We start from the raw sequence: 25,848 nt of genomic DNA, 5'->3' as shown, positions 1-25,848 counted from the left end.
TAGTAGTTGCACATATCCTTGAGGCAGAATTTACTGGCAGCAAAACGAAACAAAATGCAAAAATATATAAAACTACAGAAAAGCGAAGTCGGAAGTACGAGAAAATAACCAACTGCTTCAGACTTCACCCTTTAGACTTCATACTCATACTTCAGTCCACCCATGTCTTCTAATCCCCAAAACCTCAGCGGTAACGAAATTCGCACCCTATTCCTCGACTTCTATACCCAACGGGGACATCAGATTCTCCCAAGTGCTTCCCTCGTACCAGAAGACCCAACCGTGCTGCTGACGATCGCGGGGATGCTACCATTTAAACCAGTATTCCTGGGACAGCGCACGCCAGAATTTAATCGGGCTACCACATCTCAAAAGTGCATCCGTACTAACGATATCGAAAATGTCGGACGCACCAAACGCCATCACACCTTCTTTGAGATGCTGGGTAACTTCAGCTTTGGAGATTATTTTAAAGAACAAGCGATCGCCTGGGGTTGGGAAATTTCCACAAAAGTCTTTGGTTTGTCCCCAAACAACCTGGTTGTCAGCGTCTTTGAAGATGATGATGAAGCTTATAATATTTGGCGCGATCGAATTGGCGTAAAGCAAGCAAGAATTAAGCGTATGGGCGCAGATGATAACTTTTGGACATCTGGGCCGACTGGGCCTTGTGGGCCATGTTCGGAAATTTATTACGATTTCCACCCAGAACGGGGAGACGAAAACATTGATTTAGAAGATGACTCACGGTTTATCGAGTTTTATAATCTCGTTTTCATGCAATATAACCGCGATGCATCAGGCAATTTAACACCACTGCAAAACAAGAATATCGACACTGGCATGGGTTTGGATAGGATGGCGCAAATCCTGCAAAAAGTGCCAAATAACTATGAAACTGACTTAATTTTTCCCATTATCCAAACAGCAGCGCAAATTGCTGGCATTGACTACCATGTTAGCGACGATAAAACCAAAGTCTCGCTAAAAGTTATTGGCGATCACGTTCGGGCGGTTGTCCACATGATTGCTGATGAAATTCGCGCCTCCAACGTGGGACGGGGTTATGTGCTACGGCGATTAATTCGGCGGGTGGTGCGTCATGGGCGATTAATTGGCATTACTGGCGAATTTATCACTCAAGTTGCCGAAAGAGCGATCGCTCTTTCCGAATCAGCTTACCCTAATGTACGCCAACGGGAAGCAGCAATTAAAGCGGAACTGCAACGGGAAGAGGTAAATTTCCTCAAAACTCTAGAAAGAGGTGAAAAGCTACTAGAAGAAATCATCCAAGAAGTGAAGCAGCAAGGAAAAACCTCTATTAGTGGTGAAAGTGCCTTTACCCTGTACGATACCTACGGTTTCCCCCTCGAACTCACCCAGGAAATCGCGGCTGAGAATAACCTTACTATCGATGAAGCAGAATTCGATGCCGAAATGGAAAAGCAGAGAACCCGCGCTAAGGAAGCACATGAAACCATCGATTTAACCGTGCAAAGTTCTCTCGACAAGCTAGCAGAACAGATTAATGTTACCGAGTTCTTAGGTTATACCCAACCTGCGGCGACAGCCAAAGTCGAAGCGATTTTGGTAGAAGGAGTTTCCCAAGAGGAAGCAGAAGCCGGGACAGAAGTCCAAATCGTCCTCAACCAAACGCCATTTTATGCCGAATCTGGGGGACAAATCGGCGATCGCGGTTATATTTCCGGTGATGGTATTGTTGTTCGCGTTGAAGACGTGAAAAAAGAATCCGATTTCTTCGTTCATTTCGGACGCATCGAACGCGGTACAATCCGAGTCGGAGATGCTGTAACTGCCCAAATCGATCGCGCTTGTCGTCGTCGCGCCCAAGCTAACCATACAGCAACACATCTGCTGCAAGCTGCGTTGAAAAAAATTGTCGATGATGGCATATCTCAAGCTGGTTCCCTGGTTTCCTTTGACAGGTTACGCTTTGACTTCAACTGTCCCCGTGCTTTGACAGCAGAAGAAGTCCAACAAGTTGAAGAACAGGTGAATACTTGGATTGCTGAAGCCCATGCTGCGAAAGTAGAAGTATTACCTTTAGCAGAGGCAAAAGCTAGAGGTGCTGTTGCCATGTTTGGGGAAAAATACGGTGAAGAAGTGCGGGTGATTGACTTTACTGGCGTGTCAATGGAATTGTGCGGCGGCACTCATGTCAGTAATACTGCTGAGATTGGGGTATTCAAGATTATCTCGGAAGCTGGTGTGGCTTCTGGGGTGCGGCGGATTGAAGCTGTTTCGGGACCAGCAATCCTGGATTATCTCAACGTTCGGGATAAAGTAGTCAAGGATTTGAGCGATCGCTTTAAAGTCAAACCCGAAGAACTACCAGAGAGAATCACCACTCTGCAAACCGAACTGAGAAACAGTGAAAAACAACTTGCTACTCTGAAATCACAGCTGGCGATCGCCAAATCTGACAGCTTGCTGCAAACAGTTGAATCTGTGGGCGATTATAAAATTTTGGTTGCCCAGTTGGAAGATGTCGATCCCGAATCATTGAAATCTGCTGCGGAACGCTTGCTACAAAAAATCGGTAACGGTGCGGTGGTACTGGGTTCCGTTCCCGAAGCTGGGAAAGTTAGCATAGTTGCAGCTTTCAGCCCCGAAGTGAATAAAAAAGGATTGCAAGCAGGTAAATTTGTGGGTAATATTGCTAAAATTTGCGGTGGTGGCGGCGGCGGTAGAGGGAACTTAGCCCAAGCCGGCGGACGCGATGCTAGTAAATTACCAGAAGCATTGGAACAAGGGCGGAGTGAGTTAAAGTCTGCTTTTAGTTAGTTGTGTTTTTTGAGAGGTGGGCGTTTTGCCTGCCTCGAAATTACGATTTGATTTATACAAAGTTTTTGCCACAGGGTTGACCCCACGGCGAAAGTACTGGTATTTTATTAGCCAAGGGGTTAACCCCACGGCAAACACCAGTATATAAAAAATGTATGACAGAACAAATGGAAATGGAAGCATTCTTTTTTCTGCAAGATTTAGAGCCAGAAGATACGGAGTCTACAGATGAGCCTAAAGTCAAGCACGGGAAACGCAAGGAAATAAAAATTGGCGGCATTCCCATGCCTGTTTACATGATGCCGAACGGTGAATACCGTTGGTCAATGAGGCAGGCGAGTAAAGCGGTAGGATACAACGAAGGTTGGTTAAGAGACACTATTCAAGCCGGAGGTAATGCCTTAATTAAACTTCAGGGCTACGGATTCAAAGGTAAAATCGTTGAGTCTTCAGGGCAGGGCTTTATCAAAAGCCACCTCGTTTCAACTGAAGACTTTATGGCGGTGATACTTTATGCAGTGATGGTAGGGTATCAGAGACCAGCAATCGCTTTAATGGCTGCTGCTATGCAGGAAACCTTGGAGCGCCGGGCAGATCATGCTTTTGGGGTTGTCAGAGATGAAGACGAATACATCCAAAAATTCGAGTATCGTTATGCCTCAATTTTGCTCAACAAAGACCTGAGACAAGCTATTACAGAGTGGATTGAGAACAACCAGCATAATATTCAGAATTATACAAAAACACACTCTATTAGAGGCGGATATAGGGGAATATATGCATCTGCTTTAGGAGAGATTTATCAAGTTTTATTTGGAAGAAACAAGGCACAGATAAATCAATTTTTAGATGTAGCTGCCTACAGAACGCCAAAAGATAATGTTAATGTCAACCAGCTTCAGCGCATTGCTCAAATTGAGGATCTGGCAGCAAAATACATTCAACGTAAAGGCTTAAATCCTATTGAAGCGATTAGAGCTGCTGCTGGCGCGCTGATGATTGAGTTAGAGGAACCCAAACTAGGAGATCGTGTAACAAGACAAGACGTTCACCGCGTACTGGATGCCAAAAAGTCATCAAAGAAAAATAAGTAGAGCAAGATTACTGATTATAGTTCGGCTTTGGTGCTAAACATATACATTGGTTAAAACAAAAGTTAAGCTTACTATTTCTTCAGGATTTATATGCACCCAGATTTCATAAAAAGACTTAAGACACAGTTCCCTGTTGGGCTAACACCTGAAGAAAAGAAACTTCTTCAGGATATGAGATTCCTAATCGACTTCGTACTAGATCATGACCTGAATATGTCGCTTGCTCTTAAAGTAATTGGTCATGACCTGGATGAAATTGTTAGGCAAGGAAGTCTCGACAAAGCTATTTCTAACGGCTTCTTACCCAAATCAGGTGATTTCTCAAATTACAACTGAAATTTGGTAGGTTAGGGGATAGACCGCGCAACCCAACAAGCATAATATTTTATATTGGCTTGTCTAATACCTAACGTCAATTCAAAGACTCAATATTAATTTCTTCAATAAACAATAGTTACGAGCGTACTTCTATCAACCTCTTACGAAGCGCCATCACACTAAAATTGAGTTAGGCAGTGTAATATCCCCATACCACTACGCTGAAATATTCAGATGCAGAAAATCACTGTTCATGAAATACAAAAAAATCCCTTGAAGTACCTTAATCAAGTTGAAGCAGGTGAAAGCTTTATTATTGTCCAAGCAGACAAGCCAATTGCTGAACTAAAACCAATTATTAATAGCAATAAACAGCTAAGACCGTTTGGGTTATGTGCTGGAGAATTTACATTACCTGATGATTTTGATGCACCTCTACCTGAAGATATTTTAAATGCATTTGAGGGCGGATAAAAATTCTCTCAGACTTTTAACTCAACTTACAACAAAGAGCGATCGCACCACACAAAATAAATTAATTAAATTCGCAATATTAACAATTTTCTCCTGACTGTTCGCAAGCACCAATACTTACCCAGCTGCTAGAACCATCTTGCCAATGTTCTTTTTTCCAAATGGGTGCATTATGTTTGAGGGTATCAATCGCATAACGGCAAGCTTCAAAAGCTTCACTACGATGGGGACAACCCACCGCTACTAAAACGCTGATTTCTCCAACTCGTAAACGCCCAACGCGATGATGGATGACTACTCGTTTGACATCAGGCCAAAGAGAACGCATATCAGCAGCAATTTGATAAAACACTCGCAATGCCATCGGTTCGTAAGCCTGATATTCTAAAGCAACCACAGGTTGTCCATCGGTTTGATTGCGAACCATCCCACTCATTAATACCACTGCACCATTAGCCGGATCGTCGGCTTTAGCATAAATTTCTTCAATGGATAATGGCGCAAAGGTAATGGCAAAACTATCTTCGGTTCTTGGCTGAATAGCAGATGCAAATGTAGTTTTCATCGCCGAGTTCATAATTTTTTAATAACAGTATTTATAGCAAAGTGCTGAGTGCTGAGTGCTGAGTAGAAACCTAGTTACTTCATAGGCTTTGAGCAATCAATACTGTCCTAAAGGGTGTGGCTATAGCTATATATAGGACTTAGGCACGATCGCACTCTTACCAAGAGTTTAAGCTAAGGGGTGCAAGCGTTCAAAACCCTTGCACCCTTGATGAAAAATATGATTGCGTCCGATTAAATTAACTACTAAAGACCTCAACGGGTAAGCGACTAAAGGAAAGACGCTCATTTTGGACATCGACAAATATACTATCACCATCGTTGAATTCGCCCCGCAAGATGGCTTTCGCTATCTGCGTTTCCAACTCTCGCTGAATTGCCCGCTTCAGCGGACGCGCTCCATATACTGGGTCATACCCTACTTCGGCTAAAAAGTCAAGAGCAGCATCAGAAAGTCTCAGGGACATTTTGCGATCGCTGAGTCTTTGCCGCAGTCTATCTGTTTGCAACTGGACAATTTGCCGCAATTCCCGCTTATCCAAACCGTGGAAGATGATAATTTCGTCAATCCGGTTGAGGAATTCTGGACGGAAGCTATTTCGCATTGCTTCCATCACCCGACGGCGCATTTCGTCGTAGTGGGCGTTATCTCCAGAAATATCAAGAATGTACTGCGAACCGATGTTGCTGGTCATGATGATAATCGCGTTCTTAAAGTCTACTGTATGACCTTGGGCATCAGTAACGCGACCATCATCGAGAATTTGCAAGAAGATATTAAACACATCCGGGTGGGCTTTCTCGATTTCATCGAAGAGAATCACCGCATAAGGACGACGGCGAATCGCTTCTGTAAGTTGTCCGCCTTCTTCATAACCCACGTATCCCGGAGGCGCGCCGATTAAGCGAGAAACAGCGTGTTTCTCCATATACTCGGACATATCAATTCGCACCAATGCCTCTTCGGTATCGAACATATATGCCGCCAGCGCTTTTGCCAACTCAGTTTTACCCACACCCGTCGGACCGAGGAAAATAAAGCTAGCAATGGGACGATTGGGATCGGCAAGTCCAGCACGCGATCGCTGAATGGCATCGGCTACTGCTGTGACTGCTTCGGCTTGTCCAACTACCCGACGGTGCAATTCGTCTTCTAAGTGCAATAGTTTCTCTTTCTCGGATTCCACCAACTTGCTGATCGGAATTCCCGTCCACTTAGAAATAATTTCCGCGATATCAGCTTCGGTTACTTCCTCGCGTAATAATGATTTGCCAGTTCTTTGGGCGTTTGCCAGTTCATTTTCTACTGCTTCTAATTGCCGATGCAAACTAGTTAATTTGCCGTATTTCAACTCGGCAGCCCGGTTGAGATCGTAGTTTCTCTCAGCTTGCTGAATCTCTAAATTCACCCTATCGATCTCTTCTTTGACAGACTGAATTTTAGTGATGATATCTTTTTCAGATTGCCATTGGGCACTCAATGACCTTTGTTCTTCTTTGAGATCGGCAAGTTCTTTTTCTAATCTTTCTAAGCGTTCGCGGGAAGCTGCATCGCTTTCTTTTTGCAAGGATAGCTTCTCCATTTCCAATTGCAAAATCTTGCGGTCGATTTCGTCGAGTTCTTCGGGTTTGGAGGTAATCTCCATTTTTAATCTGGCGGCGGCTTCATCGACCAAATCAATGGCTTTATCAGGCAAGAAGCGATCGCTAATATAACGACTAGACAAAGTAGCTGCTGCCACTAGAGAACTATCAGAAATCTTCACCCCGTGGTGGACTTCATAGCGTTCTTTCAATCCGCGCAAAATGGAAATAGTATCTTCGACACTAGGCTGATCTACATAAACCTGCTGGAAGCGTCTTTCTAAAGCGGCATCTTTTTCAATATACTTACGATATTCATCCAAAGTTGTCGCCCCAATACAGCGCAACTCGCCCCGCGCCAACATTGGTTTTAACAAGTTGCCGGCATCCATTGCCCCTTGAGTTGCCCCAGCACCGACAACGGTGTGAATTTCATCAATAAATAAAACTATATTGCCGCGAGATTCAGTAACTTCTTTTAATACTGCTTTCAAGCGTTCTTCAAATTCACCCCGGAATTTTGCCCCAGCAATCAAAGCACCCATGTCTAAAGCGATTAGCTTGCGGTCTTTGAGGGATTGAGGTACATCACCAGCAACGATGCGCTGTGCTAGTCCTTCGGCGATCGCAGTTTTACCAACACCTGGTTCGCCAATAAGCACGGGGTTGTTCTTTGTCCGGCGAGAGAGAATTTGCACGGTACGACGAATTTCATCATCCCGGCCAATCACTGGATCGAGTTGACCGTTACGGGCAGCTTCTGTCAAGTCACGTCCATACTTTTCCAGTGCATCATATTTACCTTCTGGATTTTGGTCGGTCACTTTTTGGCTCCCACGAATTTGTTTAATAATGTTTTTTAGCTTGCCTTCGTCTAAACCCAATTCTTGGAATAAACCTTTACCAAAGCGGTCGTCCTTGGCGTAACCTAGCAATAAATGTTCGATTGAAATATATTCATCTTTAAAATCTTGACGATATCCGTCGGCTCGGTCTAGAAGTGTATCTAAGCTGCGTCCTAAGTATACAGAAGTACTGTTACCTGATACTTTCGGCTGACGCTGGAGAAACTGGTCGGTGCGATCGCGCAGTTTTTGGAAGTTAACACTTGCCTTTGTCAAAATGCTGCTAGCTAGACCTTCTTGTTCTAGCAGCGCTTTCATTAAGTGTTCGCTTTCTATTTGCTGTTGGTGATATTGTTTGGCAATTTCTGGAGTATGCGCGATCGCTTCCCAGGCTTTTTCTGTAAATTGGTTAGGATTAGTAGGTTGCATAGGCTGATTGAGGAACTACTCTAGTCGCAAATGTGCAGAGAGAACAAGAGTCAGCTTTGTTCTTATACGGTCATTGTAGAGACAGGGGTACAGTTAGCTGGATCGGTCTTCACGTCTTTATATAGTAGTAGTATTACTGCCCATTTTGTGCAGAGTTCTGGAGAGCAAGGCTATTTTTGTCAGCATAATCTTAAGAATAGCTGTAATTTTATTGAAGTGGAAATTTAGAGACTAGTGGCTTAGGGCAGTAACTCAAAATAATCGCAATGACTTGGGCGAATAATCGAAAAATCTCGACGGTCAAGGGTGTAAAGGCGAGTAACCCTAAGCCTTTCAGCTATGGCAACAATTGCCGCGTCTGTAAAATCAAGTTGGCTATCGGCATATTGCTCTAAAACCTGATGTATTCTCATTAAATCCGCTGATGCAATCGGCTCAATCTGCACTGTACTAGTTGTAAGGCTAGACAAAAAACTACGCATTGCCTTATGCCCTAATCTTGATGCAGCCAGATAACAGATTTCGGGTAAAACAACTACAGGTAGAATTAATGCCTCATTCACACTTTGAGCAACAGACAACACACGCTGATGGTTACTATCTCCTCGGTCGGTCAATGCAAACAAAAAACTGGTGTCGAGTATCGCTGTCATGTAGGATTACTCGGCTTAAGATTCCAGCCAGAAACAGGATCGATTTCATTACGTAGAATCTCTTCGTCTCGCTCTGAAATATCATGTTGACCAGAGTTGCCTAAACCTGCAACTGCAAGTAAAAAACCGGAAGCATTTTTGTCAGGTTCTTTCAAGTGAACTGACTTGTAGCGAAGATAGTCAAGAAAACTGGCAAGCTCAAGCAGAACCTCATCAGGCAGAGTGCTGACTGTTTCAATTAACTTTTGTCGCTCTACAGTATTTCCATCCATCACTAAAACTTGGCGAAAGGGATTAGCCCTATTCTACTACTGCAAATGTGTTCATTTAAAACCACAGGTCTTTGCAAAGAACAGAGATACGAGTGTAATTGATACTAACTAAAAGAAAGCGAGTTTATTTAATTGTTGATACGTGCGATGCTGGCAACAGTCAACCCTTCAAATTGGCAAGGTTATTGCCGAAGCTGGTTGAACCTCTGTCAAGGACACTCATTAAGAAACTCCAGATGATGAGTTGACACTCCCCAAATTTTTAATTCGGGGATTCTTGCTTCACAGGGATTCCAATGAATTTTTTATTTTTTGATTGGAATACCGCTCAAGGGGAGTATGAATGTAGCATACTTATCATTTTCCAGCATTACTAGAGGAATGTTAACATTAAGGCTGTTGGCTTTAGATGCTGGAGTAATGCCTGTGCAATTGGAAACGCTAATAGTTACTGTTGTTTTGGATTTTAATTTTGAAAAACTTAAGGGATTGGGCGCGATCGCTGATATATTTATTGACTTGAGTCCCTCAAGACGACATTCACTCGATTGACCCGAATCGGAAATCGCTCTAACTCCCGTATGTTCAACAGCTAACAGTAAATCCTTCTCGCTCTTATTCTCAATAATCAAACCTGCCTGAGCATACTCATTTCTATCAAACGAAGCACCTAATGCTGTGGCTTTAATGGGATCTTTGTCATAATTGACACCCTCGCTTGTTCTAGTCGTTTCTGGTGAAGATATAGTTGGTGTTGGAGTGGGAGAATTAGGAGGAACTGTTGGAACAGATTTATCTTCAATTTGACCGTCTTTAGTAAACCGATATGTCCTAGTTGTGTTTTGATCGACTAAATCATAGGTAAAGTCTTTAGGCTGATAGCTTGACCCTGGCTTGCTTAAGTTGACATGAACCTTTCCCTCGCTAGCAATTCTGACGTTCGCATAGCCATTGCTATCAGTATATTGAAGCTCCGGTACATCCGTACCAGTAGCTATAACCTTAACTCCCGCTAGAGGTTCTCCTGTTTCTGTTTGTGTTATCAGTGTCACTTCTTTCACTTCTTTCTTTGTAGGTGATGGAGGACAGCTATTTGGAAACAAAAAACATCTAATCTCTGGCATAGCAAGAGGAACGATAACTCCAGCTAGAGCGATCGCGATACCTATAATACTAATTCTTCTATTGAAGTTAGATTTTTTATTACTTTGACTCATAGAAGTTATCTTTTCTTGAACTATTCACAGCATAAATTTTTATGCCGTTTGCAGACTATATTTGTAGACTCACGGCAATAGCGCAGTAAAAACTATAAATTAGCACCAGAAATTCTTGAATATCTGATGCAATGGGAAACACATAAAAATTTTACCGATAAAAATCATACTTTCTTTTTGTATAAAAAAGAAGTATTTAAAAGTATTTATTTAAACAATAACTATTTACCATTGACAAATGACTAAAAAGCAAAAGTTTCCTTATCTAGTTGGTTCTAAGTGGACAGCACAGCGAAAAGTAGATGGCTGGAGACACTTCCAAGTTGTCAACCGGAAAAATCAAGGTAAGTGGGTGTATGCCGAAATGGTTGCTGCCTGCGACCCCAAAGTTCGCTTTTGGCTCAATGCTAAATTATTACAAGACAGTTCCCAGTGGCAAGCTGGCTGGCAAACATTACAGGAAATCGAGGCACTCTCGCCTGATTTTTCTCGATCCCCAGCCGATATTTAAAACATTAATAATTTTTTACATAATTAAGAGCGCTCGCACCACACCCAATATTAGATATTCTTGGCAAGCGTACTTTAACTACCAAGCACAGCCTTTTATATAAACTTGCAAGGTTATTTCTAGCGCCAGATTGGCAAATATCTCGACTGTGGTGAGAACCTAGCCGATCTTTCCTAGCCAATGTGAGTTGGGATTGCGATCGCCTAAATCTATGAAAACCATATATGGTGAGCTACTATAGTTTTTTGTCTTTTGTAACTCTTTTTTAAAAAAAAGTTAATTAAACATAAAAATATTGTTTATTAAAGACCTAAAGCTCTAAATTTAAGTAAATATTTGAAAATAAAACATTTTAAACACTTAAAAGCTTGATAGCTTGTTTTTTGAGATTTCAACCCCCTTTATTTTCAAACTAATCTCGACAATAATGACATTCACGAGACCTCACACATTGCCATCTACGGCTAGGTGAAGGCAAAAGTTAAAGCCACGAGTTTGATAAAAAACTATAAGAGGCAAACAAAAGTGAAACTAGCAGTTTACGGAAAAGGTGGTATCGGTAAATCCACAACTAGCTGTAACATATCAGTCGCCCTAGCCAAACGCGGCAAAAAAGTCTTACAAATTGGTTGCGACCCCAAACACGACAGCACCTTTACCCTGACAGGGTTTTTGATTCCTACAATTATCGACACCCTCCAAGAAAAAGACTACCATTACGAAGATGTCTGGCCGGAAGATGTGATCTACAAAGGGTATGGCGGTGTTGATTGCGTAGAAGCTGGCGGCCCGCCTGCGGGTGCTGGATGTGGCGGCTACGTAGTTGGCGAAACCGTGAAATTACTCAAAGAACTCAACGCTTTCGATGAGTATGATGTCATTTTATTTGACGTACTAGGTGATGTTGTTTGCGGTGGTTTTGCTGCGCCACTTAATTATGCAGATTACTGCTTGATTGTGACTGATAATGGCTTCGATGCTTTATTTGCTGCCAATCGGATTGCAGCTTCCGTCAGAGAAAAAGCCCGGACTCACCCCTTACGTCTAGCTGGTCTAATTGGCAACCGTACTTCCAAGCGTGACTTAATTGAGAAATACGTAGAAGCAGTACCCATGCCAGTTTTAGAAGTCCTGCCTTTAATTGAAGATATCCGTGTTTCCCGTGTCAAGGGTAAAACTTTGTTTGAAATGGCAGAGCAAGACCCATCTTTAGACTACGTTTGCGATTATTACCTCAATATCGCCGACCAAATTTTGGCGTGTCCAGAGGGAGTAGTGCCAAACGACTCCCCAGATCGGGAATTGTTCTCTTTGTTGTCCGATTTTTATCTAAATCCGGGTAAACCCCAGGTTCCTAATTCAGAAGAGGAACTAGACTTGATGATTGTATAACATCATCTAGTTCTCAGGATGAGGGGACATATGGCTTTCTTTAATAGCTTTACAGACTCAATAAGACAAAAGTGGTTGCAATTTTTCCAGGTAAATCGTGACTGGATTACCCTGCACATGAAGGCGGAATCGGTGTACACTCCTGATGGCGGGAAGCGACCATCTTCTTACCTCATCCTGGGCGTTGTCAATGCGCTAGAACCGAAGTTAGCGCAATTAATGTTGCCTTTTTCTCGGCTGAATCCCGATGCCGATACTTTAATTGAGGTGCTGGATTTGCATTTTGACCCAGACATTGCTCTTGGCAATCGTTTTGTTCCCCAATCAGAACCAGAGATGGCTAGATACGAGTCAGCCATTACTGGGGATGAAATCTCTGAAGATGAAACTTTAGCGGTTTCCCATGCAAATGGCTTTGGGGAAGGATTGATGGCTCAAGAGTTCGCACCCAAGGAAAGCCAAAATGGGCTGAGTGATATTTCCTCATCCAACGGACACAACTTAGAAGATGAGTCTCAGCAAGCATCCAATATCTCAGCAGATGATTTTGGCGATATTTCCTTTGATGCACCACAAGAAAAGCAAGACGAGCAAATTCTCGGCGAGTTGAATACAACAGATGAGAATGCTTTTAGTGAAGTGTTGTCAGATGTCTGGGGTGATGAAACATCTTTGCAAAAAAGCGAAGAGAATAACGATTTTTTAGGGGAAGAACTACCAGCTGGCGTTTTTGATGAATCGGAGATTGCCCGTCTCTTCCCCAACGCTTAATTACTAAGTTAGGAGTTTAGAGTGCTGAGGAGCCACTGCGTTGCGGAGGTTCCCTCCGTTGTAGCAAGTGGCGTTGCTGAGTCACCGAAGTTTGCCCGGAGGGAGACCCTCCTTGCAACTTCTCGCTGAGTGCTGAGTTAAGAATATAAGTTTTAATTACTAAATTCGTAACTGTTAACTCCTAACTTAAAAAATCAAGGGGAGAAAAAACCAAAATGACTGTCGCTCAACAACCAGAAGCTTTAAACTTTGAATGTGAAACTGGGAATTATCACACCTTTTGCCCAATTAGCTGCGTGGCGTGGTTGTACCAAAAAATTGAAGATAGCTTCTTTTTGGTGATCGGGACTAAGACTTGTGGCTACTTCCTGCAAAACGCGATGGGAGTAATGATTTTTGCTGAACCCCGCTATGCCATGGCAGAGTTGGAAGAAGGGGATATTTCGGCACAGCTAAATGATTACGAAGAGTTAAAGCGCTTGTGTTTGCAAATTAAGCGCGATCGCAATCCTAGTGTTATTGTCTGGATTGGGACTTGCACTACCGAAATCATCAAAACTGACTTAGAAGGTTTAGCACCGAAACTCGAATCAGAAATTGGCATTCCCATTGTCGTCGCTCGTGCTAACGGTCTAGATTACGCCTTTACCCAAGGAGAAGACACCGTATTAGCAGCAATGGCTAATCGTTGTCCCGATAAGTCACCTGTGGCAGAAACAGACAAAAACGAACGCAACGCCATTCAAAAACTGCTCAACTTCGGTAAAAAGAAAGAAGAAGTTGTGCAAGAAGAATCTGAGTACGTAGATCATCCCCCTCTAGTTCTCTTCGGTTCCCTTCCCGATCCCGTTGTGACGCAGTTAACCTTGGAATTGAAAAAACAAGGCATCAAAGTTTCTGGTTGGCTACCTGCCAAGCGCTTCACCGAACTACCAGTAATAGAAGAAGGGTATTATGTCGCTGGTGTCAATCCCTTCCTGAGTCGCACTGCTACCACCTTGATGCGTCGTCGCAAATGTAAATTAATTGGTGCACCCTTCCCCATCGGCCCAGATGGCACGCGCGCTTGGATTGAAAAAATCTGCTCAGTATTCGGCATTACCCCCAAAGGTTTGGACGAGCGCGAAGCCCAAATCTGGGAAGGTTTGGAAGACTACGTAAAATTGATTCGTGGCAAGTCTGTATTCTTCATGGGTGATAACTTGCTAGAAATCTCCTTAGCACGGTTCTTGGTACGCTGCGGGATGACAGTTCCCGAAATCGGTATCCCCTACATGGATAAGCGCTATCAAGCTGCTGAGTTAGCATTGCTAGAGAAGACTTGCCAGGAAATGGGCGTACCACTGCCAAAAATTGTGGAAAAGCCAGATAATTACAATCAAATTCAGCGGATTTATGAGTTGAAACCAGACTTAGTAATTACTGGTATGGCTCATGCCAACCCCTTGGAAGCGCGCGGTATTAATACCAAGTGGTCTGTAGAGTTCACTTTTGCTCAGATTCACGGTTTTACGAATGCGCGTGACATTCTAGAGTTGGTAACTCGTCCGTTGCGTCGCAATAACAACTTGAAAGATTTAGGTTGGGATAAGTTGGTCAAGGAAGAAGCGAAGATTTAGAAGTTACAGCAGTTTTCATTGATTTAAACTACAAATTCTAGTAAGGGCGAACAACCGTTCGCCCTTACTATAGTGGTTTATTTACCTGAAAATAGCCTTAACAAGGCATTAAAGCATCTAATCTTCCTAACACTGCCATATCTTCTGCATCTAACTCTAATCGAGTACCACTACGGATTAGTTCAGAAAAGTCTTCATTGGGAACCATAATAGTTAATGTGTACAAGCGAGTAGAACCAGTATTTTTAATCAAATGAGTACCAGTAGGAGGCACTAATAAACTATCTCCCGCTTGAATTGAAACATTCTTACCGTCACAAATAGCTACTCCTTCTCCTTTGAGAACGAAAAACATTTCTATTGCCCACTGATGTCGATTTGGTGGTGTTTGCCCGCCAACATCAAAAATTTCTAAGCAACAAGTTAAGGAAGTATTCGCATTGACTGAGTCAAAGATAATCGCTAGTCGATTAGTATCGTGGGGACTAATGCGATATACTTGGTAATCTTTAGGAGACTTGATAACAGGAATTACACAACGGGTAGCGTACATTTTTTATACCCTCTTAAATTGTGGATAGCGATCGAGATCCTGAGTTTATAGTCTTGAATCTTGAATGGTTAGTTGTAGGTCTAAATCAATAAAGTCAGAGGTTTTGCATAAACAACTATCCTAACTTCTCCTCACTCAGCACTCTTTTGCAAGGCTGTTAAAATTGCTTGTGAATTAGTGACAAAGCCGAAGCATTGTTTGACGTTGTACAAAGTTGCTAACCAACAGTATTCAGGAGAAGTTGTAGCAGTGCAGTCTTTTACTAACACGCAATCATATCCTAAGAAGTTGGCATCACACAGCGTAGTCATTACACATTGATCGGCATTAACACCAGTAAAAAACAGTGTCGTCCTTCCCAGATTTCGCAAGATACTATCTAAAGGGGTATCCCAAAAGCCACTCATACGGTATTTATCAATGCAAATATCCTCTAGTGATTGTGGTAGTTCGTCTACTACTGCTGCGGCCCAACTCCCTGCCATGAGTACTTTAGCACCATTACTAGGTAGTGGATCGCCCAATCCTACGCCCTCTCCTGTGGGGTTGTAGACGTGATGTGAAGCAGCACTAATATTGAGTAAGTCGGGACGATTTCCCCAATTTACCCAAATTACAGGAACGCCAACTGCACGCAGTTCTGGTAGTAAACTGTTTAAAGGTTCAATGGGTTGACGCGCCGGAGTGACATCCACGCCGATATGCGCTAACCAGCCATCAGGGTGACAAAAGTCGTTTTGCATATCAATAACGAGGATGGCAGCTTTTGCCAAGTCTAGGCGCAGGGTTTTAGTTTCTGTTGATAAGATAACGGGTTGTGGGGTTTTTTGAGGACGAGTGATATCTGCGCTCGCATGATTCACAGTCCAAGCATTTGGTGTAACCCCCAATGTCCGAAATGGTAGATCCATAAAATTGCAACACCCAACACCTGTTTTTATTTTGTAACTTGAAATCTTGTTGAGCGTTCGTTTACTTAATCAAGGTTAAAATCGTGAATTTTACTATCGAAAATGTTTTAATTGCTGCCCATGATGCTTATGCAACCGTAGATGTACAAGTTATAGACGGTAAAATCGCAGCAATTTCTGACGACACGCTTCGCGCTTACGCAGCCGACTTAGATGTTTTCGGTACTACCTTTGATGGTAGAAACAAGCTGTTACTGCCTGGTTTTGTCAACGCTCATACCCACTCATCAGAAATGTGGCAGCGTGGAATCATGTCAGCCTTTCCTTTAGAATTATGGCTGGCGGAACTGTATGATTTTGCCCCCATCGATACTGAAAAGGTTTATCTCAGCGCTTTGGGAACAGCAGTCGAAACTCTTCTTTCCGGCGGTACGAGTGTGGTAGACCATCTGGTATTAATTCCCGGACAAGAGTTTGAAACGATCGCCACCGCAGTTCGCGCCTACAAAGAAGTGGGGATTCGCGCTTTTATCGCCCCCTTAATTCAAGATGAATCCCTAACTGCCGGCATACCGTCAGGAGAATCAACACAAACTCATGAGCCTTATTTTCGCTCAACGGCGGCAACCCTGGAAATCATCGAAGAGGCGGTAAGACAGTTCCATCGCCCAGATGAGGGTGTAAATATTTTAGTTGCACCCACAGGGATTCAGTTGTGTACTGATGCTTTATTTGAGGGATGTATTGAATTAAGCGATCGCTACAATCTTTGCCGTCACTCCCACTTGCTAGAAACTAGGGCGCAAGAAAAACTCGCCCAAGAAAAATACGGTTGTACTGCTGTGGAACATTTGAAGAGGATAGGTTATTTGAGCGATCGCACAACTCTAGCCCATTGCGTCCATTTAAATGATGCTGATATTGCGATCGTGGCAGAAACTCAATCTACAGTCGTTCACAATCCCTTAAGTAATTTGCGTTTAGGCAGTGGCATCGCCCCGATTTTAAAATATCGGCAAGCTGGGATCAACGTAACTTTTGGTTGTGATGGTGCTTCCAGCAATGACTCCCAAGATTTGCTAGAAGCCATCAAAATTGGTTCTATTTTGCACAACGTTACAGACTCAGATTATCAACACTGGATTACACCCCGGCAAGCTGTAGAAATGGCATCTTTGGGAGGCGCAAAAGGACTGAATTTGGCAGACAAACTTGGTTCTCTTACAGTAGGCAAACAAGCTGATTTAGTACTTTACGATCTCACCAATTTATCATTACTTCCTCGTACAGATCCCATTGGTTTATTGGTTTTAGGTCGTCCTACCAATGTTGTTGATAGTGCTTGGGTGAATGGCAAGCAAATTATTGCTGATGGCAAAGTTACCACAATTAATGTTGATGATTTGCGGCAAGAATTATTTAACCGCAGTCAGTGGGAAATAACGCGTAAGTCTCAAACAGTCGCGCAAATTGAAGCTCATTATCGCACGGTTATGGGGTTGTAAAATAGTTATATGCAAAGTCAAGATTAGTAAATCCTTAATTTTAGAGTAAAATATCCAAAAATTAACTTTATAATCTGTAAAAGTGCCATTTTGCAATACGGATGATGCGAGAGTTCTTAGAAGTCTATGGGCAAGCCATTAATTTAGATGGCAAACAGTACGATAGCTATTTTTCACATGGGATTGATCGATCAGATTTTTTACTATTCGACAGTCAAGTTGTTTGTGAAGTCAAAGATATTCAGAATATCAAAGTTCAGCATCAGGTTGAGAAACTAGCCCGTAAAAGTAATATCTCAAAACAGAACTTTCAACGTGATTTTTACAACTCAATCAACAAGGCATTAAGCAAAGCTAATGGACAGATTGAAGAGAGCAAAAAAGCTCTTGGTTGTACCGATGCTTTAGGCTTAGTGATTCTGGAAAATTTGATCGAAGATGATTTATCTGTTCTGTCTCTTATAGATGCAAGTAACAGGAAAATGTTAGGAGGTTTAGTTCACATTGATGTTGTGCTATGCCTAGATATGGTCAATACATTCTCCAACTCCGAAGGCAAACCTGTTAGACCTGTTAAAGCTGTAATGCGGGATACCGAAAGAGCTAGAAAGCTAAGTAAATTTCTACAGCAACTTATGAGTGATTTTTGTAACAACTCAGATACGCCGTTATATTATCCATTTACTATTAAAATGGGAGAACAAGTCTGGAGTACAAATCAATACGGTATATACCAAGGGTATAAAGCCAAGTTTAATTTGCAGTCGTTCGAGCCAGAAGTCAACACTGACTGGAAAAAACAAATAGCTCAATTTTTGAATAAATGGTGGTGGGTTATTCCTTTACCAGCTATTTTGTACGACTGGTTCATACGTTAAAGGTAGGTTGTTGTTAATGTTGCGCGCAACCTAGCTGATATTGTTAAGCTCGTGTGCGAAATAAGCCTGTCATACTTAGACCAGTAATTAATAAGCCAATTAAGCCCAAGCCATTCAAAATTGGATAAATTGCCTCTAGATGCAAAATTTCCAGCGTATGCAGTCCGAGGAGAAATTCGCCAAACTCATTTTGATGTAACCATTCATGGGCGATAGTGTAGCCCATACCAGTTAACACTGTTAAAAATAAAGGCAGACATAGCACGATCGCAATTTGACGATGATACCGTCGAAACATCCGATTCATAAATAATCTCTGAAAAAGTAACTTCAGGTTCTTCTAAATCGCTAACCCTGAGCTTTGTCTTAGTATAGAATTTAGCTCCACGATACTACCATGTTTTTCTCCGATAATTTGTTAGGCGATCGCTAAATCATCGCCATCTCAAAATCCTAGAAACTAACCACAAAGGCAGATTTTTGTGTATGCTTTGTCACAAAATGTCTTAGCGGTAATCTTTTTTTGGGAAGTAAACATGGAACGTGCCATTTCCGCATTAGGAATAATAGTTTTCATCGGCATCTCCTACGCCCTATCTATTCAGCGTCATGCGGTGCGGTGGCGGACGGTGGCGTGGGGTTTAGGACTAGAGTTTGTATTTGCGTTAATAATTCTGAAAACCCCTTGGGGTCTAAATGCCTTTAAGTCTTTGGGTAATATTATCAGCAATTTTTTGGCATTCTCTGATGTGGGGGCCAAATTTGTTTTTGGAGATAATTTTAAGGAGCATTTATTTGCCTTCCAAGTGCTGCCCACAATTATCTTTTTCTCCGCTTTCATTAGCGTCTTGTATTACTACGGCATATTGCAAAGAGTAGTGAATGCAGTAGCTTGGGTAATGATTGCAACGATGAAAACATCAGGTTCTGAATCTTTATCTTGTGCGGGTAACATCTTTTTGGGGCCAACAGAGTCGGCGCTGATGGTCAAACCTTATGTAGCGAATATGACGCAATCGGAACTCCATGCTTTGATGACTGGAGGTTTTGCCACTATTGCAGGTGGAGTTCTGGGGGCGTATCTTTCTTTTGGTATTCCCCCAGAACACTTGATTGCAGCTTTCTTTATGACTGCTCCCACATCATTGGTAGTATCAAAACTGATGTACCCGGAAACGGAGATTTCAGAAACGACTGGTAAAGCCAATATGGATATAGAAACCAGTTACGTGAATGCGATCGATGCTGCTACTAGCGGGGCAATTGACGGTGTGAAACTCGCAGTTAATGTCGGCGTAACAATCATTGCCTTTTTGGGGTTGTTGGCTGCTGTGAATGCACTGTTGGGATGGTTAGGAGCGCGTGTTGGTTTAGAGCAGCTATCATTACAATGGATATTATCTTTTGTTATGGCTCCCGTAGCATTTTTGATGGGAGTACCTTGGAATGATTGCAGGCAAGTAGGGGCGTTGTTGGGTACAAAAACAATTCTCAATGAGTTTATCGCTTTCTTAGATTTGAAAACACTAATTGAGAGTGGCAAAATTTCTCAGCGTGCCATAATTATTGCTACTTACGCACTGTGTAATTTTGCCAATATCGGTTCGATTGGAATTATGATTGGTGGGATTACAGGAATGGCTCCGCAACGCCAGCAAGACTTAGCTCGTATGGGTGTCAGGGCAATGATTGGTGGATTACTTGCGAGTTTTATCACTGCTTGTATTGCTGGGATGCTTGTGTAAAACAGGATTATTTTTGTTTTAGTTGAGCGTAACCTAATCTCCAGTTAAGAGGTTGTTTTAACTGATCTCCTTTGCCTTTAAGAATTAACTCAACAGCAACTCGCGTGTTAAAGTATCCCCGCAACAGGTAATATCCAGGCTTGGCATGAATTCCCTCATTAAAGCTATTGACACCCAGAAGCAGTCCGCAGTGAGTTTTCTCGCCTGGTATTTTTAAGGTGACAAAATGATCGCTACGGTATCCATCTGGAATCATAAAAATACCGTAGACGTTATGCCGACCTCGCCAAGGCTCGACTACTATTTTTTCAGGAGAAGAATAGTATTTTTCTACTTTTGGAGAAATAAATCCCCAGCGGCGGCAACTGACTGTAGGCGATCGCTCTATAATATCTGATACGTAAGAAAAGCCCAGAACGCCAACTAAGCTCAGTACAAATAAGAGATAGAATACTTGTTTTCGCACTTGTCAGAATCCCAGACTACTTAGATTTACCGTTATATTTTAGCTAATAGGTTAATAACCTCTCCTTTGGCTAGAGGTGGAAGATCAGAAAAAATGCTTATTAGGCTAAATGTAATTCTTTGGAATGAAGGTTTGCTGAGTCAAAGTCTTTCTTACAACAGATTCCACTAACTATAACTTCATTTACATTAATGTTAACGGTTTTTGGGCTGCATTGAGGTAGCCGATGGCGTTAACTTCTGTTGCATCTCATCTTTAATTTAATTTTAGCCCTTTCAGACATTGTTATGAAATCTGCAATTCAAAAACACATCGCTCTGATTTCCGTCCACGGCGATCCGGCAATTGAAATTGGTAAAGAAGAAGCTGGGGGACAAAATGTTTACGTGCGGCAAGTAGGTGAAGCCCTAGCCAAACAAGGTTGGAAAGTAGATATGTTTACTCGCAGAGCGAGTAGCGAACAAGCGACAGTAGTTGAACATGCAGAGAATTGTCGTACAATTAGGTTAACTGCGGGGCCTGCCGAGTTTGTGCCTAGAGACAATATTTTTGGGTATGCTCCAGAGTTTGTCGAGCAATTTCTAAAGTTTCAGAAGCAATCGGGTATTCAATACCAAATAGTACACACAAACTACTGGATCTCTAGTTGGGTGGGAATGGAACTCAATAAAATTCAAGGTACTAAGCAAGTTCATACCTACCACTCTCTCGGAGCAGTAAAATACAAGTCAATAAGCACAATTCCTTTAATTTCCAAAACACGTTTAGGAGTTGAAAAAGCTGTTTTAGAAACAGCCGAAACAATTGTGGCAACTAGCCCTCAAGAAAAAGAACACATGCGAGCGCTTGTGTCTTCTAAGGGCAACATTGATATTATTCCTTGTGGTACTGATGTTGAAAGATTTGGCTCAGTTGAGCGAGAAGAAGCCAGACAACAGTTAGGAATAGACCCTGAAACAAAAGTAATTTTTTACGTAGGAAGATTTGACCAACGCAAGGGTATTGAAACTCTTGTACGGGCTGTAAGTCAGTCGCAATTGCGTGGCAAAACTCCTTTGAAACTGATTATTGGCGGTGGTAGTCGTCCAGGTCAAAGTGACGGACTAGAACGCGATCGCATCGAAAGCATTGTTAACGAACTAGGAATGAGTTCATTTACCAGTTTTCCTGGCAACCTCGATCATGAGATACTGCCGACTTACTATGCCGCAGCTGATGTCTGCGTAGTTCCCAGTCACTACGAACCCTTTGGGTTGGTGGCAATTGAAGCTATGGCGAGTGGAACCCCAGTAGTAGCTAGTGATGTGGGCGGTCTACAATTTACTGTTGTTCCTGGAGAAACTGGATTACTTGCTCCAGCAAAGGATGAAGTTGCCTTTGCTGCTGCAATTGACCAAATTATCTCTAACCCGACTTGGAGAAATAAATTAGGCGAAGCAGCTAAACATCGCGTGAGAACTAAGTTTAGTTGGGATGGTGTTGCTTCACAACTAAGCGACCTTTATATCGATCTGCTGCAACAACCTGTTAAAGTTCCTGCATCTGTTGTTAGTACTAAAGTTGCTGCATCTGCTGTTAGTGCTTAAACAGCGGGATTTACTATGGAGCTACCTATAAAGATAGTATCCACAAACACTTAGTAACAAATAGATACAGCATCACTACATTAAACGCTTATAGTATCAAAGTTTTAACTATGTTACTGCAAGCGTTTTTTAATAGACCTCTTGCAGAAGTCGGGGGAGGGGGAAAGGTTTGGTATTTTTCCTTTCCCCAAGAAAGATGAGTCCCTTTGACCACAAGAGTGCAAAAAGCACTTTTGCAAGAGGGTAGTGCTACTAGTTTGATATCAATAATTGCCCGGTCTGGCTAAATTCTTAAACTTTGTAAATTGGGGGTCGAACAAAAGTTTGACGATACCTGTAGGACCGTTACGATGTTTAGCTACTATTGCTTCTGCAATACCGCGATCGGGACTGTCAGGATTGTAATATTCATCTCGGTACAACATGATTACCAAATCCGCATCTTGTTCAATAGAGTTGTGAACTATGATGTTGTTAGCAATAAAATTGTGTAAATTAGCAACAGTTAAATCGTAAACTTCTTCTTCCCCGTCAGCGTCTATAGAAACAATTTCATCCCAGTAAACATCGCTTTTAGCTAAAAACGTTATTTTCTCAGATTTGACAACAGTAGCTAGTCTTAAAGCTCTTTCTCTACTTACATTCTGTTTATAAAGTGTTGTACCACAATGAGCTACACCAAGTAAAGTCTGCATCTGGCGTATAGTTATCCCATGCTGCTGCATTGATGGAACAGCATAAAGTTTCCATATATCATAAGGTATTATATCTCTATTAGTATTAGCAGAACGTACTTGAGTATATTTGAAAATTTCTTCGATAGCTTGCTGTTTATAACTACCTACTGCACCAATTATCTCAATAAACTTTTCTAAATCATATTTACCAGTCACCCAAACTTGATATTGATCCCGTCCTTTACTCCCTTGAGAAACTACAGATAATTTGGCATTAATATTAAGCCTCAGTAAAAGTGACTGGACACCTCTAGCCAATTTTTCACTACTGGAAGTATAATAGACTACTGGATAAAGGTATTTACTTTTGGTAGATTGAATGCAACCGTCAGTACTCCAGAGATGCCGTAAGAAAAGGGCTATAGATTCTTGGGGTTGCTCAAAAATTTGGTTGGGAATAAATTTTTCATACGATCTCAAACCAAAAATATTAAGAGAATCTAGCCATTCAGCTATAGGATTTCTGACCGTTTGTGTTAAACGATATCTCGCTGTAAGATAGACTTGATACCAGTCACGCTCCTGGCTAATACGGGGAATTACCGAACCTGCAAAAGATTCAGTTGCTAAATATGCCACCGTATCAGCTAAATCTTTTTCTCTTGTAGTGTATTGAATAACGTGCCGAGGTAAAGTACAGCCATCTCCTATCAAATGTCCTAGCAAGGCGATTTCAGCATTGCTCATAGTCTTCATAGAAGAGCTTTGTAAGTATCTAGGTAAAGCAAGGCGATCGCCTATTTCTAACTCATCAAGTCGTCGCCAGCCGTGAATTGTTAAAAACTTGTGATTTCCGGTGGCTCGAATTGTACGCCCTAGACGAGTTTTTAACGAAAAGACGGGTTTTATACCTGTACAAAAAGCATTGCTGACAACTGCTTTTTCTAGCTGCATTTTGGCTTCGTTCAGCGCCCAAACGGCAAAACCAGATTTGCCTACTAATTTCTTAATTGGCACTTGAGAGCCATTATCTGCCAATGTTACTAAGCTATCACCTGTCAAACAACCCGATTCTCTCAAATCAGATAACATCGGGCGCTTGTTGGTACGTGCTTCTACACCTCGACTCAACTGAGATAAGGCAATCACTGGCACAGATAATTCACGGGCTAGACCTTTGAGTTGACGCGTAATTTTTGACAATTCCTGTACGCGGTTATCGCCAGCTCCTTCCATTAATTGCAAGTAATCTATGACAATCAACCCTAATTCCATTCCCTGTTCTGCTTGCAGCCGCCTTGCCTGACTACGCATTTGGGTGACTGTAATATTCGGCGTATCGTCAATATAAATTGGCATTTCTGAGAGGATACCAATAGCGCGGCTTAAAGGTTCCCACTGTGTTTGACTGAGGCGACCACTCCGCAGATAACCACTTTCAATTTGCGCCTCACTAGCTAATAGACGCTGTGTCAACTGCTCTTTGGACATTTCCAAACTGAAAACAGCAACAGGTAATTTATAAGAAGCGGCGATATTATGAGCAAGGTTGAGGCAGAAGGCCGTTTTCCCCATTGAAGGTCTGCCAGCGACAATAATTAAATCAGAACGCTGAAAGCCACTAGTCATGGCATCTAAATCGTAAAATCCGCAGGGAATACCAGGTAAAGCGATACCTTGATTTCGATCTTCAATATCTTGAAAATTATTAATTAGGGTATCAGAAATGTGAACTAAACCTGATTGCGGTCGCTCTTGAGTGACGCTAAAGACTTTCTGTTCTGCTTTATCCAGGACTTGGGGTAACTCAGATTCTGTCTCGTAACCGAGATGCACAATTTCATTACCAGCTTTAATTAACTGTCGTCGCAGGTATTTTTCCATTACTAACCCTGCTAAGGCATCAATATTAACGGCTGACACTGTGCGATCTACTAAGGTGGCTAATTTATTTCTCCCACCGATGCGGGTTAACATATCGTTATCAGCCAGCCAACTTGTAACCGCGAGTAAGTCTGTGGGTTTACCTTGAGCGTGGAGGCGTAGTGCAGCTTGATAGATATCTTTGTGAGCGCTAATGTAAAAAGCTTCAGTAACCAAGCGATCGCTAACTCGACCAATCGCTTCTGGATCTAGTAAAATTCCCCCCAAAATCGCTTCTTCTGCTTCGATATTTTGGGGTGGTAGGCGATCGCTACCATCTCCTTGAAAACTTAATTCTTCAGCCATAAGCGATTTCAGATTTACCAGCAGCTCAAATTAAAAATTAAAAATTAAAAACTACTTGACTCATTTTTAATTTTTAATTTTTAATTAACAATTAATTAGCTACAACTTCAATATCAATTTGTGCGGTTACTTCCGAATGTAGCTTAATTTCGGCTTTATAAGTACCGAGTTTGCCAATATCGGGGATGGTAATACCACGACGATCGACTTCTTGACTGGTAGCAGCCTGAATTGCATCCGCGACTTCTTGATTGGTGACAGTACCGAAAATTGCTTCGTTTTCACCAACTTGCTTGGCAATTTTCAAGCTACCAACTCCTTCTAAAGCTGCTTTTTGTTCTAAAGCTTGTTGTTTGAGTTCTAACTGCCGTTGACGCTCTTGCTCGCGGCGACGTTCTACTTGCTTGAGAATACCGGGAGTGGCATGAGTTGCCAAATTCTGGGGAATCAAATAATTACGAGCATAGCCGGGAGCTACATCCACTAAGTCGCCGGATTTTCCCAGCTTGCTGACATCTTGATTCAATACTAACTGCACGCGTTTCACCATTGTTTTTCGTTTTTCCTGTAAAATCTCATTAACTTAGGTTTGGGCAGGATAGCTCACATATATGTAGTATCCCAAGTAGCTTTGCCTATACCCTAAAGCTTACAGATCCTAGCGAAAGGCAGGGGGCGATCGCAACTATTAGCCCTGAGAAAAATATGAGGGAGATGGGGAGACGCGGGGACGCGGGGACGCGGGGACGC

Annotated in this window: 23 protein-coding genes; 12 read left to right on the top strand and 11 right to left on the bottom strand. The window is 42.2% G+C overall.

The genetic code is table 11. The features are described from left to right. Positions 1-162 precede the first annotated feature (162 nt). The 4 genes from alaS to I8752_RS11445 all read left to right on the top strand — a co-directional run bounded on the left by alaS (position 163) and on the right by I8752_RS11445 (position 4,691). A complete protein-coding gene (gene alaS / locus I8752_RS11455; protein ID WP_214432441.1) occupies positions 163-2,805 on the top strand; it encodes an alanine--tRNA ligase in 2,643 nt (880 codons plus the stop codon). A 155-nt stretch (positions 2,806-2,960) separates the two neighbouring features. Further along, positions 2,961-3,899: a hypothetical protein gene (locus tag I8752_RS11450; RefSeq protein ID WP_214432440.1), complete on the top strand. Its 939-nt coding sequence runs from the start codon at positions 2,961-2,963 to the stop codon at positions 3,897-3,899. Between the two features lie 213 nt (positions 3,900-4,112). Next, positions 4,113-4,235 carry a hypothetical protein gene (locus I8752_RS38000; RefSeq protein WP_263985298.1) on the top strand — a complete coding sequence of 41 codons (123 nt, stop codon included), beginning with the start codon at positions 4,113-4,115 and terminating at the stop codon, positions 4,233-4,235. 216 nt (positions 4,236-4,451) lie between these two features. After that, the gene (locus I8752_RS11445) at positions 4,452-4,691 is read left to right on the top strand and encodes a type II toxin-antitoxin system Phd/YefM family antitoxin (RefSeq protein WP_214432439.1); all 240 of its coding nucleotides are present in this window, start codon (positions 4,452-4,454) and stop codon (positions 4,689-4,691) included. A 79-nt stretch (positions 4,692-4,770) separates the two neighbouring features. Here the strand turns inward: I8752_RS11445 and I8752_RS11440 are convergent, their stop codons facing one another. The 5 genes from I8752_RS11440 to I8752_RS11420 all read right to left on the bottom strand — a co-directional run bounded on the left by I8752_RS11440 (position 4,771) and on the right by I8752_RS11420 (position 10,255). Then, complete coding sequence (locus I8752_RS11440; protein ID WP_214432438.1) at positions 4,771-5,256, bottom strand: molybdenum cofactor biosynthesis protein MoaE; 486 nt, start codon at positions 5,254-5,256, stop codon at positions 4,771-4,773. Between the two features lie 238 nt (positions 5,257-5,494). Continuing rightward, positions 5,495-8,113 carry an ATP-dependent chaperone ClpB gene (clpB, locus tag I8752_RS11435; RefSeq protein WP_214432437.1) on the bottom strand — a complete coding sequence of 873 codons (2,619 nt, stop codon included), beginning with the start codon at positions 8,111-8,113 and terminating at the stop codon, positions 5,495-5,497. A gap of 239 nt (positions 8,114-8,352) precedes the next feature. Beyond that, complete coding sequence (locus I8752_RS11430; protein ID WP_214432436.1) at positions 8,353-8,766, bottom strand: type II toxin-antitoxin system VapC family toxin; 414 nt, start codon at positions 8,764-8,766, stop codon at positions 8,353-8,355. Further along, complete coding sequence (locus I8752_RS11425) at positions 8,763-9,038, bottom strand: DUF2281 domain-containing protein (protein WP_214432435.1); 276 nt, start codon at positions 9,036-9,038, stop codon at positions 8,763-8,765. The genes I8752_RS11430 and I8752_RS11425 overlap by 4 nt, the downstream gene beginning before the upstream one ends. A 305-nt stretch (positions 9,039-9,343) precedes the next feature. After that, the gene (locus I8752_RS11420) at positions 9,344-10,255 is read right to left on the bottom strand and encodes a hypothetical protein (RefSeq protein WP_214432434.1); all 912 of its coding nucleotides are present in this window, start codon (positions 10,253-10,255) and stop codon (positions 9,344-9,346) included. A gap of 238 nt (positions 10,256-10,493) precedes the next feature. On the opposite strand from I8752_RS11420, the gene I8752_RS11415 reads away from it, so the two are divergent. From I8752_RS11415 to I8752_RS11400, 4 genes are all read left to right on the top strand, one after another. After that, entirely contained in the window at positions 10,494-10,766 is a 273-nt protein-coding gene (locus I8752_RS11415; RefSeq protein WP_214432433.1) for a TIGR02450 family Trp-rich protein, read from the top strand. A gap of 525 nt (positions 10,767-11,291) precedes the next feature. Next, the gene (gene bchL / locus I8752_RS11410; protein ID WP_214432432.1) at positions 11,292-12,158 is read left to right on the top strand and encodes a ferredoxin:protochlorophyllide reductase (ATP-dependent) iron-sulfur ATP-binding protein; all 867 of its coding nucleotides are present in this window, start codon (positions 11,292-11,294) and stop codon (positions 12,156-12,158) included. 30 nt (positions 12,159-12,188) lie between these two features. After that, positions 12,189-12,929, top strand: a complete 741-nt coding sequence (locus I8752_RS11405; protein WP_214432431.1) for a DUF5331 domain-containing protein — start codon at positions 12,189-12,191, stop codon at positions 12,927-12,929. Positions 12,930-13,144: 215 nt separating this feature from the next. Further along, positions 13,145-14,548 carry a ferredoxin:protochlorophyllide reductase (ATP-dependent) subunit N gene (locus I8752_RS11400; protein WP_214432430.1) on the top strand — a complete coding sequence of 468 codons (1,404 nt, stop codon included), beginning with the start codon at positions 13,145-13,147 and terminating at the stop codon, positions 14,546-14,548. A 97-nt stretch (positions 14,549-14,645) separates the two neighbouring features. Here the strand turns inward: I8752_RS11400 and I8752_RS11395 are convergent, their stop codons facing one another. Together I8752_RS11395 and I8752_RS11390 are read right to left on the bottom strand one after the other, a co-directional pair. Then, entirely contained in the window at positions 14,646-15,101 is a 456-nt protein-coding gene (locus I8752_RS11395; RefSeq protein ID WP_214432429.1) for a cupin domain-containing protein, read from the bottom strand. A 131-nt stretch (positions 15,102-15,232) separates the two neighbouring features. Then, complete coding sequence (locus I8752_RS11390; protein ID WP_214432428.1) at positions 15,233-16,012, bottom strand: cysteine hydrolase family protein; 780 nt, start codon at positions 16,010-16,012, stop codon at positions 15,233-15,235. A gap of 83 nt (positions 16,013-16,095) precedes the next feature. Here I8752_RS11390 and I8752_RS11385 point away from each other — a divergent pair, with 83 nt between their 5' ends. Continuing rightward, positions 16,096-17,517: an amidohydrolase gene (locus I8752_RS11385; RefSeq protein ID WP_214432427.1), complete on the top strand. Its 1,422-nt coding sequence runs from the start codon at positions 16,096-16,098 to the stop codon at positions 17,515-17,517. A gap of 101 nt (positions 17,518-17,618) precedes the next feature. Then, positions 17,619-18,395, top strand: a complete 777-nt coding sequence (locus I8752_RS11380; protein WP_214432426.1) for a hypothetical protein — start codon at positions 17,619-17,621, stop codon at positions 18,393-18,395. Positions 18,396-18,438: 43 nt separating this feature from the next. On the opposite strand, the gene I8752_RS11375 is transcribed toward I8752_RS11380, so the two are convergent. Continuing rightward, positions 18,439-18,702, bottom strand: a complete 264-nt coding sequence (locus I8752_RS11375) for a peptidase (protein ID WP_214432425.1) — start codon at positions 18,700-18,702, stop codon at positions 18,439-18,441. A 229-nt stretch (positions 18,703-18,931) separates the two neighbouring features. Here I8752_RS11375 and I8752_RS11370 point away from each other — a divergent pair, with 229 nt between their 5' ends. Then, the gene (locus tag I8752_RS11370) at positions 18,932-20,140 is read left to right on the top strand and encodes a NupC/NupG family nucleoside CNT transporter (RefSeq protein ID WP_214432424.1); all 1,209 of its coding nucleotides are present in this window, start codon (positions 18,932-18,934) and stop codon (positions 20,138-20,140) included. 7 nt (positions 20,141-20,147) lie between these two features. On the opposite strand, the gene I8752_RS11365 is transcribed toward I8752_RS11370, so the two are convergent. Then, positions 20,148-20,606: a hypothetical protein gene (locus I8752_RS11365; protein WP_214432423.1), complete on the bottom strand. Its 459-nt coding sequence runs from the start codon at positions 20,604-20,606 to the stop codon at positions 20,148-20,150. A gap of 287 nt (positions 20,607-20,893) precedes the next feature. Here I8752_RS11365 and I8752_RS11360 point away from each other — a divergent pair, with 287 nt between their 5' ends. Then, positions 20,894-22,192, top strand: coding sequence for a glycosyltransferase family 4 protein (locus tag I8752_RS11360; protein WP_214432422.1), 1,299 nt, complete (start codon positions 20,894-20,896; stop codon positions 22,190-22,192). A gap of 263 nt (positions 22,193-22,455) precedes the next feature. On the opposite strand, the gene I8752_RS11355 is transcribed toward I8752_RS11360, so the two are convergent. Both I8752_RS11355 and rplI read right to left on the bottom strand, forming a co-directional pair. Continuing rightward, positions 22,456-25,098, bottom strand: a complete 2,643-nt coding sequence (locus I8752_RS11355) for a replicative DNA helicase (protein WP_214432421.1) — start codon at positions 25,096-25,098, stop codon at positions 22,456-22,458. Positions 25,099-25,189: 91 nt separating this feature from the next. After that, positions 25,190-25,648 carry a 50S ribosomal protein L9 gene (gene rplI / locus I8752_RS11350; RefSeq protein WP_214432420.1) on the bottom strand — a complete coding sequence of 153 codons (459 nt, stop codon included), beginning with the start codon at positions 25,646-25,648 and terminating at the stop codon, positions 25,190-25,192. Between the last annotated feature and the right edge of the window lie 200 nt (positions 25,649-25,848).

The sequence above is a fragment of the Dendronalium phyllosphericum CENA369 genome, from assembly GCF_016056275.1.
In the GTDB taxonomy this organism is placed as follows: domain Bacteria; phylum Cyanobacteriota; class Cyanobacteriia; order Cyanobacteriales; family Nostocaceae; genus Dendronalium; species Dendronalium phyllosphericum.
The sequence above is the reverse complement of the archived record's forward strand: the minus strand, read 5'-3'. Positions and strand labels throughout refer to the sequence as shown.

Excerpts from the sequence above, each read along its gene's own strand:
- I8752_RS11440 (WP_214432438.1), bottom strand. The coding sequence starts at position 5,256 with ATGAAAACTACATTTGCATCTGCTATTCAGCCAAGAACCGAAGATAGT.
- I8752_RS11430 (WP_214432436.1), bottom strand. The coding sequence starts at position 8,766 with ATGACAGCGATACTCGACACCAGTTTTTTGTTTGCATTGACCGACCGA.
- I8752_RS11405 (WP_214432431.1), top strand. The coding sequence starts at position 12,189 with ATGGCTTTCTTTAATAGCTTTACAGACTCAATAAGACAAAAGTGGTTG.
- I8752_RS11445 (WP_214432439.1), top strand. The coding sequence starts at position 4,452 with ATGCAGAAAATCACTGTTCATGAAATACAAAAAAATCCCTTGAAGTAC.
- I8752_RS11375 (WP_214432425.1), bottom strand. The coding sequence starts at position 18,702 with ATGAATCGGATGTTTCGACGGTATCATCGTCAAATTGCGATCGTGCTA.
- I8752_RS11370 (WP_214432424.1), top strand. The coding sequence starts at position 18,932 with ATGGAACGTGCCATTTCCGCATTAGGAATAATAGTTTTCATCGGCATC.
- I8752_RS11400 (WP_214432430.1), top strand. The coding sequence starts at position 13,145 with ATGACTGTCGCTCAACAACCAGAAGCTTTAAACTTTGAATGTGAAACT.
- I8752_RS11390 (WP_214432428.1), bottom strand. The coding sequence starts at position 16,012 with ATGGATCTACCATTTCGGACATTGGGGGTTACACCAAATGCTTGGACT.
- I8752_RS11355 (WP_214432421.1), bottom strand. The coding sequence starts at position 25,098 with ATGGCTGAAGAATTAAGTTTTCAAGGAGATGGTAGCGATCGCCTACCA.
- rplI (WP_214432420.1), bottom strand. The coding sequence starts at position 25,648 with ATGGTGAAACGCGTGCAGTTAGTATTGAATCAAGATGTCAGCAAGCTG.
- I8752_RS11420 (WP_214432434.1), bottom strand. The coding sequence starts at position 10,255 with ATGAGTCAAAGTAATAAAAAATCTAACTTCAATAGAAGAATTAGTATT.
- alaS (WP_214432441.1), top strand. The coding sequence starts at position 163 with ATGTCTTCTAATCCCCAAAACCTCAGCGGTAACGAAATTCGCACCCTA.
- I8752_RS11450 (WP_214432440.1), top strand. The coding sequence starts at position 2,961 with ATGACAGAACAAATGGAAATGGAAGCATTCTTTTTTCTGCAAGATTTA.
- clpB (WP_214432437.1), bottom strand. The coding sequence starts at position 8,113 with ATGCAACCTACTAATCCTAACCAATTTACAGAAAAAGCCTGGGAAGCG.
- I8752_RS38000 (WP_263985298.1), top strand. The coding sequence starts at position 4,113 with ATGTCGCTTGCTCTTAAAGTAATTGGTCATGACCTGGATGAAATTGTT.
- I8752_RS11360 (WP_214432422.1), top strand. The coding sequence starts at position 20,894 with ATGAAATCTGCAATTCAAAAACACATCGCTCTGATTTCCGTCCACGGC.
- I8752_RS11415 (WP_214432433.1), top strand. The coding sequence starts at position 10,494 with ATGACTAAAAAGCAAAAGTTTCCTTATCTAGTTGGTTCTAAGTGGACA.
- I8752_RS11395 (WP_214432429.1), bottom strand. The coding sequence starts at position 15,101 with ATGTACGCTACCCGTTGTGTAATTCCTGTTATCAAGTCTCCTAAAGAT.
- I8752_RS11425 (WP_214432435.1), bottom strand. The coding sequence starts at position 9,038 with ATGGATGGAAATACTGTAGAGCGACAAAAGTTAATTGAAACAGTCAGC.
- I8752_RS11380 (WP_214432426.1), top strand. The coding sequence starts at position 17,619 with ATGATGCGAGAGTTCTTAGAAGTCTATGGGCAAGCCATTAATTTAGAT.